10 protein-coding genes are annotated in these 9,109 nt (G+C 74.8%); 8 read left to right on the top strand and 2 right to left on the bottom strand.

Annotated elements, in window-relative coordinates:
- Positions 1–71 precede the first annotated feature (71 nt).
- Positions 72–827 carry a hypothetical protein gene (locus F2B26_RS12205; RefSeq protein WP_159809745.1) on the top strand — a complete coding sequence of 252 codons (756 nt, stop codon included), beginning with the start codon at positions 72–74 and terminating at the stop codon, positions 825–827.
- Between the two features lie 5 nt (positions 828–832).
- Here the strand turns inward: F2B26_RS12205 and F2B26_RS12200 are convergent, their stop codons facing one another.
- Positions 833–1,312 carry an FMN-binding protein gene (locus tag F2B26_RS12200; protein WP_159809743.1) on the bottom strand — a complete coding sequence of 160 codons (480 nt, stop codon included), beginning with the start codon at positions 1,310–1,312 and terminating at the stop codon, positions 833–835.
- Positions 1,309–2,694 (bottom strand): ferredoxin reductase family protein, encoded by a 1,386-nt coding sequence (locus F2B26_RS12195; protein ID WP_159809741.1) that lies wholly within the window; start codon positions 2,692–2,694, stop codon positions 1,309–1,311. Before F2B26_RS12195 ends, F2B26_RS12200 begins: the two co-directional genes overlap by 4 nt.
- Before the next feature lie 141 nt (positions 2,695–2,835).
- Between F2B26_RS12195 and F2B26_RS12190 the strand changes: the two genes are divergently transcribed.
- The 7 genes from F2B26_RS12190 to F2B26_RS12160 all read left to right on the top strand — a co-directional run.
- A complete protein-coding gene (locus F2B26_RS12190) occupies positions 2,836–4,560 on the top strand; it encodes a heavy metal translocating P-type ATPase (RefSeq protein ID WP_201292720.1) in 1,725 nt (574 codons plus the stop codon).
- Positions 4,557–5,348, top strand: a complete 792-nt coding sequence (locus F2B26_RS12185; protein ID WP_235929643.1) for a hypothetical protein — start codon at positions 4,557–4,559, stop codon at positions 5,346–5,348. The genes F2B26_RS12190 and F2B26_RS12185 overlap by 4 nt, the downstream gene beginning before the upstream one ends.
- Positions 5,345–6,364: an HAD-IIA family hydrolase gene (locus F2B26_RS12180; protein WP_159809739.1), complete on the top strand. Its 1,020-nt coding sequence runs from the start codon at positions 5,345–5,347 to the stop codon at positions 6,362–6,364. Before F2B26_RS12185 ends, F2B26_RS12180 begins: the two co-directional genes overlap by 4 nt.
- Before the next feature lie 290 nt (positions 6,365–6,654).
- Positions 6,655–6,843 (top strand): hypothetical protein, encoded by a 189-nt coding sequence (locus F2B26_RS12175; RefSeq protein ID WP_159809747.1) that lies wholly within the window; start codon positions 6,655–6,657, stop codon positions 6,841–6,843.
- On the top strand, positions 6,840–7,730 hold the full coding sequence (locus tag F2B26_RS12170) for a TlyA family RNA methyltransferase (protein WP_159809737.1): 891 nt from the start codon (positions 6,840–6,842) through the stop codon (positions 7,728–7,730). Before F2B26_RS12175 ends, F2B26_RS12170 begins: the two co-directional genes overlap by 4 nt.
- On the top strand, positions 7,727–8,590 hold the full coding sequence (locus tag F2B26_RS12165; protein ID WP_159809735.1) for an NAD kinase: 864 nt from the start codon (positions 7,727–7,729) through the stop codon (positions 8,588–8,590). Before F2B26_RS12170 ends, F2B26_RS12165 begins: the two co-directional genes overlap by 4 nt.
- Positions 8,587–9,109: AAA family ATPase (locus F2B26_RS12160; protein WP_159809733.1), on the top strand; the 523-nt coding region annotated here is incomplete at its 3' end. The genes F2B26_RS12165 and F2B26_RS12160, both read left to right, overlap by 4 nt.

Genomic DNA, 9,109 nt, shown 5'->3' with positions numbered 1-9,109 from the left:
CACATCGAGATCCCCGAGAACGAGATCAAGGTCGACGTGTTCCGCTCGTCGGGGCGTCCGCCGCAGGCGCCGTGGGACTCGTGCTGAGCCGGGCGCGACCACCAGTCAGGCGGGTCGCGACCGAGCTGGGCATCGGGCTGCTGCTGCTCGCGGGGCTGCAGATCGTCCTCGTCGGCCCGGGCCGCACCGGGGCGCCGGCCGGTCCGGTCCTCACCGCCGCCGTGCTGGCCGGTGCCGCCGTGCAGTGCGCCGCCGCCGGTGTGGCCTGGCGGCTGCTCGGCCTGCGGCTGGCCGCGCCCGTCGTCGCCTGGACCGGCTGGACCGTGCTGGTCGCCGGCGGTCTGAGCGGCGCGGGAGCCGGGTGGTACACGGTCGCTCTCGGGGTCGCGCTGCTGTCCGTCGTCATGCTCTGGCGGGCCGACCTGCGGCGCCGGGACCTGGCGCCCAACCCGCCCGGGCTCGGTGCCCTCGAGGTCGCCGCGCTCGCGTTCTGCGCCCTCAGCTCGGTGGTCGACGCCTTCACCGTCGGGGTGCTGCACGCCTTCGTCACGGTCGGCATCGGCATCGGCGCGTTCGGGTGGGGCCTGGCGACCCGGGTGCGCCGACGGCTGGCCGCCGGTGCCGTCCTCGTCCTCGTCGGGCTGGTGGTCGCCGTCGGGCTGCCGCTCGTCGCGGTGCTTCCGCCGTGGGGAGGGGTCGGGGCGTGGCTCACGGTCGCGGTCGTCGGGCTGCTCGCCGTCGGCGCGGCCACCCTGCTGGAGAAGGGCCGGGCCGCAGCCCGCACCGCGCGCGAGCGGTTCGGGTCGTTGACGGCCGGGTGGGAGTAGCCGGCTCAGCCGTGCTGGTCGATGGCCGACTGCAGCGACTTCTTGTACGCCTGCGAGGTGAAGGTGGCCCCGGAGACCGTGTCGATCTTCGCCGAGTTCGCCGCGACGGCCTCCTGCGCCAGGATCGGGGTGGCGTAGGCGTTGATCTCCGAGGACCCGCCGCCGGACGGGGACTTGAGGGTCTGCACCCCGGTGATCGCCCCGCCGGTGAAGGTGACCGCCACCTGCACGGTGCCGTACCGCATCGAGACCGCCGTGCCCGTGATGACCTGCGAGCTCGTCGACCCGGCCGCCGGGGCCGCCGGAGCCGCGGCACTGCTGGCCGCCGTGCCCGACGACGTCCCCGACTGCGCGGCGGAGGCGCTGCCGGTCGCGGGCGCGAGCCCCGCATCGGCGGCTGCGGCGAACTTGGTCCCGGCCACGACCGCGATCGAGGCCAGGGTGCCGGTGAACAGGACGGTGCCCCGCCAGGACGACGTGCTCATGACAGGCTCAGCTCCTCGTGGTGGATGGCGGTGCGCGGCACCCGCAGGGCGCGCGCCGATGCGACGACGGTCTCGGTCATGCCCTCAGGTCCGCAGATGAACACGTCGCGGCGGGCGATGTCCGGGACGAGCCGGCCGAGCGAGGTCGGCCCCAGCGGGTCGTAGCCCAGCTCGCGGCGGCGGCCGGTGAGCGGGATGTAGTGCAGGGTCTCGGCCTCCGGGAACTCCCGGGACAGCGCGAGCCGGTCGGCGCTGTGCCCGCGGTGCAGCACCACGACGTCCCGGCCGGCGCCCACGAGCTCCTCGGCCAGCGCCCGGACCGGCCCGATCCCCGCGCCGCCGGCGATGAGCAGCGCCCGGTTCGACCGCGAGCGACCCGCGGTGAACCGACCGAACGGACCCTCGACGAACACCCGGGTCCCGGGGCGGATGTGCCGCATGGCGGTCGAGTGGTCACCGAGCGCGCCGATGGTGAACCGCAGCCGCTCGTCGGTCGGCACGATCGACACCGAGTACGGGTGCGCGGTCGCCAGGTGCCCCGCCGTCATGAACCGCAGCAGGAAGAACTGCCCGCCGCGAGCGGCCAGACGGTCCACGCCCTTGCCCCGCAACCAGACGCTCACCGTGCCGGTCGCCTCCGGCACGACGGTCTCGACCCGCAGACCCATCCGCAGGTTGTCGAGGACCGGGATGCCGATCCGCCACCACAGGATCGCCAGACCGGTGCCGGCGTACATCGTCAGCCACAGCGTCTGGGCGACCGGGTTGCCCACCAGGTGCCGTCCGCCGAACACCTGGTGCCCGAACGTGAGGTAGATGCCCAGGTAGATGGTCAGGTGCACGGCGAACCACCACTCGTGGCTCAGGTACCGGCGCATCAGCCGCGCGCTCGACATCCCGACGACGACGAAGACAGCGGTGCCGGCGAGCGCCGACAGCATCTCGGGGTAGCTGCGCAGCATGATCATCGCCTCGCCCCACGGCGTGGCCTGGTCGACGAACATCCCGCCGACGACCATGAGCAGCACGTGCGTGACGACCAGCAGCACCACCGTCGTGCCCAGCGACCGGTGCCACGACGTGAGCTTGTCGAAGCCGACCGCCCGCTCGAACCACGGCACCCGCGCCACGAGCAGCACCTGCGCGCACACGAGGAACGAGGCGAGCAGACCCGCGAGCTCACCGGCGGAGACCAGCGCGGTGCCCGGGGTGGCGCCCGCCGAGGTCGGCGTCCCGAACCACCAGAAGGCGAGGATCGCGACGCAGCCGAGCACGATCGTGGTCAGGACGGACGACGGCCGGCTGCGGTGCTCCGCCCCGGGCACGGGGGCTGCCGGACGGCTGCCGGCCCGGGCGGGGCGCTGTGCTGTCGCAGTGGTCATGGGCACGAGTGTGCTGACCCGATCTCAGCGCAATCTCCGAGCGCCCTGGTGCGAACCTGTGAGCCCGCTGCCGGGAACCTGAGTGCACAGGCAAGCCTCGGCTTGCTGTCGCTGCGGGCGCGGTGCGCGTACAAACGGTTGATGGAGCGCACACGCACGTGGTGGGTCCGGTACCCGATGGTGACCGCGACGCTGGCCGCGGGGCTCGTCGGGGCGGTGCTCACCGCGACCGGTCGCGACGACCTCACGCACCTCGTGCTCACCGTCTACGTGCTGGCGGTCGCCGCCCGCCAGGCCTGGTCGATGGTGGCGAGCCTGCTGCGCGGCTCGTTCGGGCTCGACGTGCTGGCGGTCACCGCGATCGTCGCGACGGTGCTGGTCGGGGACGTGTGGGCGGCGCTCGTCGTCGTGCTCATGCTCACCAGCGGGGTCGCGCTGGAGGAGTACGCGACGGCCCGGGCGCACCGTGAGGTGTCCGCCCTGCTGGCCCGGGCGCCGCAGCGCGCGCACCGGGTCGAGGCGGACGGCGCGGTGAGCGAGCTCACGGTCGACCAGGTGCAGGTGGGCGACCTGCTGCTGGTCAAGCCCGGTGAGGCCGTCCCGGTGGACGGCACCGTCGAGGGCACCGGCGCGTCGTTCGACGAGTCGTCGCTCACCGGGGAGTCCCTGCCCGTCGAGCACGGTCCCGGCGAGCAGGTGATGTCGGGGTCGGTGAGCCTGGAGCAGGTCGTGCACGTGCGGGCGACCGTCCCGGCCCGGGAGAGCCAGTACCAGAAGATCGTGGAGCTGGTGGAGGCGGCGGCCGACTCGAAGGCGCCGATCGTGCGGCTGGCCGACCGGTACGCGGTGCCGTTCACGGCGGTCTCGCTGCTCATCGCCGGGGGCGCGTGGTGGGCGTCGGGCGACCCGCTGCGGTTCGCCCAGGTGCTCGTGGTGGCGACCCCGTGCCCGCTGCTCATCGCCGCACCGGTCGCCTTCCTGGCGGGGATGAGCCGGGCGGCGAAGAACGGGGTCGTCATCAAGTCGGGCGGGGTGCTCGAACAGCTCGCCCGGGTGCGCACGGTGGCCTTCGACAAGACCGGCACGCTCACCTACGGCCATCCGGTGGTCGACCTGGTCGAGCCCGCGGCCGGGACGGACGGCGACGAGCTGGTCGCGTTCGCCGCCGCCGCCGAGCAGTACTCGCCGCACGTCCTCGCCCAGTCGGTGGTCGACGCCGCACGGTCGCGCGGTCTGGAGGTCCCGCCGGCCACCGAGGTCGTCGAGACCACGGCCGCGGGGGTCGAGGCCCTCGTCGCGGGGCGGCGCGTCGTGGTCGGCAAGGCGACGCACGTCGCCGCGGTCACCGGGGCGCAGGTCGAGCACGGCACGACGGCGCCCGGCCGGCTCACCGTGCACGTCGGGGTGGACGGGCGCTACGCCGGACGGCTCGTCCTGGCCGACGAGGTGCGGGCGAACGCCGCCGGCACGATCGCCTCGTTGCGTGGGCTCGGGGTGCGGCACGTCGTCATGCTCACCGGGGACGCGCAGGCGACGGCCGACCACGTGGCCGCCGGCATCGGGGTGGACGACGTGCGCGCGGGTCTGCTCCCGGCCGGCAAGGTCGAGGCCGTCGCGGCCCTGGCCGACCGTCCGGTGATGATGGTGGGCGACGGGGTGAACGACGCTCCGGTGCTCGCCGCCGCGGACGTCGGGGTCGCGATGGGCGCGAAGGGGGCCACGGCCGCGAGCGAGTCGGCGGACGTCGTGGTGATGCTCGACGACCTGGGCCGGGTCGCGACGACGGTGGCGATCTGCCGGCGCACCGTGCGGGTCGCGCTGGACGCGATCTGGCTGGGCGGTTCGAACGGTCCTCGGCACCGATGAGCAAGGCCGACGAGCTGGCACGTGCCGCCGCCGACGCACGCCGCGCGCTGCGCGAGTCCGAGCCCGACCTTCCCGACGACGCCCAGTTCTCCGACCTGGACCGGGACGTGCGTGGCCGGTTGCGCACGTTGAGCAAGGAGAACGCGGAGACCGTCGGTCGGCACCTCGTCATGGTCGGACGGCTGCTCGACGCCGATCCGGAGACGGCCTACGCGCATGCGCAGGCTGCGGTCCGGCGTGCGGGGCGGGTGGACGTCGCACGTGAGGCCGCGGGGCTCGCGGCCTACCGCACGGGGCGTTTCGCGGAGGCGTTGCGTGAGCTGCGCACGGTGCGGCGGCTGTCGGGCTCACCCGAGCACCTCGCCGTCATCGCCGACTGCGAACGCGGTCTGGGCAGGCCCGAACGCGCCCTCGCCCTCGCGCAGGACCCGGACGTGGGGGCACTGTCGCCGCAGGCGGCGGTCGAGCTGGCGATCGTGCTCAGCGGCGCTCGCCTCGACCTGGGGGAGCCCGAGGCCGCCGTCGCCATCCTGGCGTCGCCCGGGGTCCGGGCCGCGACGGGGCCGCTCGCGGCGCGCGTCGTCCAGGCACGGGCCGCGGCGCTCGAGGCGGCGGGCCGCACCGACCAGTCGCAGGCCGAGCTGGCGGGTCTGTCGGCGGCGGACCTGGCGGGTACGGACGACGAGGACGACATCGTCGTCTTCGACCTGGAGGACGACGAGGCGGAGGACGCCCCCGAGGGCGCCGAGCAGCAGGACGTGGACAGCCCGCAGGAGGACGAGCAGTGAACGCTGGACTTGCCGCGAGTGCTCAGCCGCTGAGCACGGCGTACGACCTGGCGCTCGTCGACCTCGACGGGGTCGCCTACCGCGGTCACCTGCCCATCGACGGGGCCGCGCCGGCTCTCGCCGGGGCGCGGGCGGCCGGGATGCGGGTGCTGTTCGTCACGAACAACGCTTCGCGCGAGCCGCAGGCCGTGGCCGACCAGCTCACCGGCCTCGACATCCCGACGCAGCCGCAGGAGGTGCTCACGGCGGCGCAGGCGGCAGCGCTCACGCTGCGCACCCGCCTCGAGCCGGGCGCCAAGGTTCTGGTCGTGGGTGCCGCGGGGCTGCGGACGGCGGTCACCGAGCAGGGGTTCGTCGTCGTCGACTCCGCCGACGACCGCCCCGCAGCCGTGGTGCAGGGCTTCGGGCCGCAGCTGGCCTGGACCGACCTGGCAGAGGCCGCGTACGCGGTGTCCGCCGGCGCCTGGTACGTCGCCTCCAACCTGGACAAGAGCCTGCCGACCGCGCGGGGCTACGCCCCGGGCAACGGTGCGCTGGTCGCGGCGGTCGTCGCGGCGACCGGTGTCGAGCCAGACAGCTCGGGCAAGCCGTCGCCCGACCTCTACCGGATCGGTGTCGAACGTGCCGGGGGCACCCGGCCGCTCGTCGTCGGCGACCGGCTGGACACCGACCTGGCGGGGGCGCGGGCGGGTGGCTACCCGGGGCTGCACGTGCTCACCGGCGTGAGCAGCGCACGGGACGACGTGCTCGCCCGGCCCCAGGAGCGGCCCACGTACGTGGGCGCCGATCTGCGGGCGCTGCTCGAACCGCACCCGGTGCCGGTGCACGGTGCCGAGGGCTGGTGGACCTGCCGCGGTGCCGCGGCCCGGGTGGTCGCCGGGGCGCTGCAGCTGGACGGTGACCAGGACGACCTCGACCTGGTGCGCGCGGCCTGCGCGGCGGCGTGGTCGGCGGTGGACGAGGGGGCCGAGCTCGACGCCTCGTCCGTGCCCGAGCTGGGACCTCAGCCGCGCTGAGACCTTGACCGCTCGGTCGCCCGACGAGGCGGTCGCCCGGCCGGGCACCGGGCCGATCGGGCAGCGGGCCGGTGCGGCCTGCTGCCCCGGTGGAGGGCGAACCCGTCCCCGGGACGGGTCTGTGCGGGCACGGACGAGCCCGCTAGGGGACGCGCCCGCCCGTGGCGAGCCGTCCTGAACCCGGTTCGAGGCACGCGGTGTCCACACCTGACGTGCTGACGTCGGTGCGCCGCGCCGCGGCCGGTACCGTGGGTGTCCTGGCATCGATCGACGGAGGTGTGGTGGACGGTATGACGGACGAGGCCCACCCGGCCGACGGAGTCGACGTCCCGACCAGCGGCGACAGCGAGGTCGACGCCGCACTCGAACGTCTCGCCGAGCTGGACGAGCAGCCGCTGCGTGCGCACGTGTCCGCCTTCGACGCGGTGCACGCCGCGCTGCAGGACCGGCTGGCGCAGGCCGAGGGGCAATCCCAGTGAACGCACGGCTGGACGTCGTCCTCGTCGAGCGGGGCCTGGCGCGGTCCCGGCGGCACGCCGGCGAGCTCGTGCAGTCCGGTCGGGTCGCCGTCGGTGGGACGACGGCGCGGCGGCCCGCCACCGCGGTCGACCCGCAGGCACCGGTCGAGGTTCGCGGTGATCCCGGCGATCCCGGTTTTGCCTCCCGGGCCGCGCACAAGCTCGAGGGTGCGCTCGCGGCGTGGGGGAGCGACGGACCCGTCGTCGCCGGCCGCGACTGCCTCGACGTGGGCGCGAGCACGGGAGGTTTCACCGATGTGCTGCTGCGCCGCGGAGCGCGGCACGTGGTCGCCCTCGACGTCGGGCACGGGCAGCTCGTCGAACGGCTGGCCGGCGACCCCCGGGTCGAGCTGCGCGAAGGGGTCAATGCCCGCCATCTGCAGGCTGGGGACGTCGACCCTGCGCCCGCCCTCGTCGTGGCCGACCTGTCGTTCATCTCGTTGCGTCTGGTGCTGCCGGCCATGGTCGCCGTCGCCGCACCCGACGCCGACCTCGTGGTCCTGGTCAAACCGCAGTTCGAGGTGGGGCGCGAACGGCTCGGTGCCGGTGGCGTCGTGCGTGACCGGGCGCTGCACCGTGCGGCGGTGCTCGACGTGGTCGCGTGTGCGCGTACCTGCGGCGCCCGGGTGCGCGGGCTGCGGGCCAGCACGCTGCCCGGGCCCGCCGGGAACCTCGAGTACCCGCTGTGGCTGAGCCTGGCCGGTGGTGCCGAGGCCGATGTGGTCGCGCTCGTCGACGAGGCGCTGCTCCAGGACGCCCCGGTCGGGCCCGCGCCCGTCGGGGATGCCGGTGAACAGGCGGTGGCCGGCACGGTGCCGGGCACCGACCTTGGGGATGGGTGGTCATGACCGAACGGGCGATCGTCGTCACGCACCGGCGGCGGCAGGAGGCGATCGACGCGACCACGGTCGTGCTGCGTGAGCTCGCGGCCGCCGGGGTGGAGCCGCTGCTCGTCTCCGACGAGAGCACGCTCGCCGATCTGCTGCCCTTCTCGTTGGCCGTCGTGCTCGGCGGGGACGGCACCATCCTGCGTGCGGCCGAGCTCACCCGGGACGCCGGGGTGCCGCTGCTCGGGGTCAACCTGGGGCATGTCGGCTTCCTCGCCGCGATCGAGCCCGACGACGTGGCCGAGGCGGTGCGCCGGCTCACCTCGGGAGACTTCGAGGTCGAGGAGCGGCACACCATCGACGTCCAGGTCACGCGGGTCGACGGGTCGACCTGGTCGGGCTGGGCGCTCAACGAGGCCGCCCTGGAGAAGACCGACCCGGCGCGCATGGTCGAGGTGCTCGTCGAGGTCGACGCCCGTCCGCTGGAGACCTTCGGCTGCGACGGGATCGTCGTGGCGACCCCGACCGGGTCGACCGCGCACGCCTTCTCCGGTGGCGGGCCCGTGGTGTGGCCCGACGTCGAGGGCACCATCGTCGTGCCGATCGCCGCCCATGCGCTCTTCGCCCGGCCCCTGGTGGTCGGGCCGAGCTCCGTGGTGGCGCTCGAGGTGACGTCCGAGACGTCCTCGGGTGCACTGCTGACCTGTGACGGGCGTCGTGCCTGCCCGATCGGTCCGGGCGACCGGATCGAGGTGCGCGGCCACGGCGTTCCGGTGCGGCTGGCCAGGCTCACCCCAGCGCCGTTCACCACCCGGCTGGTGCACAAGTTCGCGCTGTCGGTGGAGGGGTGGCGCGGCCGTCCGACGGGACGTCCTTCGTGATCAGCGAGCTGCGGATCGCCGACCTGGGGGTGATCGCGAGTGCCGAGGTGCAGCTGCACCCCGGGCTCACGGTGCTCACCGGCGAGACCGGCGCCGGCAAGACGATGGTGCTCACCGCCCTGCGGCTGCTGCTCGGCGGGCGGGCAGACGCGGCACTGGTGCGCCCCGGTGCGCCCGCGGCGAGCGTCGAGGGTCGCGTCGAGCTTCCCTCCGACGCACCGGCCCTGCTGCTCGCGCAGGACGCGGGTGCGGAGCAGGACGACGACGGGTCGCTGCTGCTCGTCCGGACGGTGACCGCCGGGACCGACGGCGCCCCGGGCCGCTCCCGGGCGTACCTGGGTGGCCGGTCCGTGCCGCAGGCGGTGCTCGCCGAGCTGGCCGCGAGCATCGTCACGGTGCACGGCCAGGCGGACCAGGCGCGGCTGCGCTCACCCGCTCGCCAGCGTGAGGCTCTCGACGCGTTCGCAGGGGCCGAGCACGCGGCGGTGCTGGCGACCTGTCGCGAGCTGTGGACCGCCC

Origin of the sequence: Cellulomonas citrea (genome assembly GCF_009829685.1) — a bacterium.
Classification (GTDB): Bacteria; Actinomycetota; Actinomycetes; order Actinomycetales; family Cellulomonadaceae; genus Cellulomonas; species Cellulomonas citrea.
The sequence above is the reverse complement of the archived record's forward strand: the minus strand, read 5'-3'. Positions and strand labels throughout refer to the sequence as shown.

What these genes read in the sequence shown, in the direction of transcription:
- F2B26_RS12165 (WP_159809735.1), top strand. Translation starts at nt 7,727, where the DNA reads ATGACCGAACGGGCGATCGTCGTCACGCACCGGCGGCGGCAGGAGGCG.
- F2B26_RS12190 (WP_201292720.1), top strand. Translation starts at nt 2,836, where the DNA reads ATGGAGCGCACACGCACGTGGTGGGTCCGGTACCCGATGGTGACCGCG.
- F2B26_RS12200 (WP_159809743.1), bottom strand. Translation starts at nt 1,312, where the DNA reads ATGAGCACGTCGTCCTGGCGGGGCACCGTCCTGTTCACCGGCACCCTG.
- F2B26_RS12185 (WP_235929643.1), top strand. Translation starts at nt 4,557, where the DNA reads ATGAGCAAGGCCGACGAGCTGGCACGTGCCGCCGCCGACGCACGCCGC.
- F2B26_RS12195 (WP_159809741.1), bottom strand. Translation starts at nt 2,694, where the DNA reads ATGACCACTGCGACAGCACAGCGCCCCGCCCGGGCCGGCAGCCGTCCG.
- F2B26_RS12175 (WP_159809747.1), top strand. Translation starts at nt 6,655, where the DNA reads ATGACGGACGAGGCCCACCCGGCCGACGGAGTCGACGTCCCGACCAGC.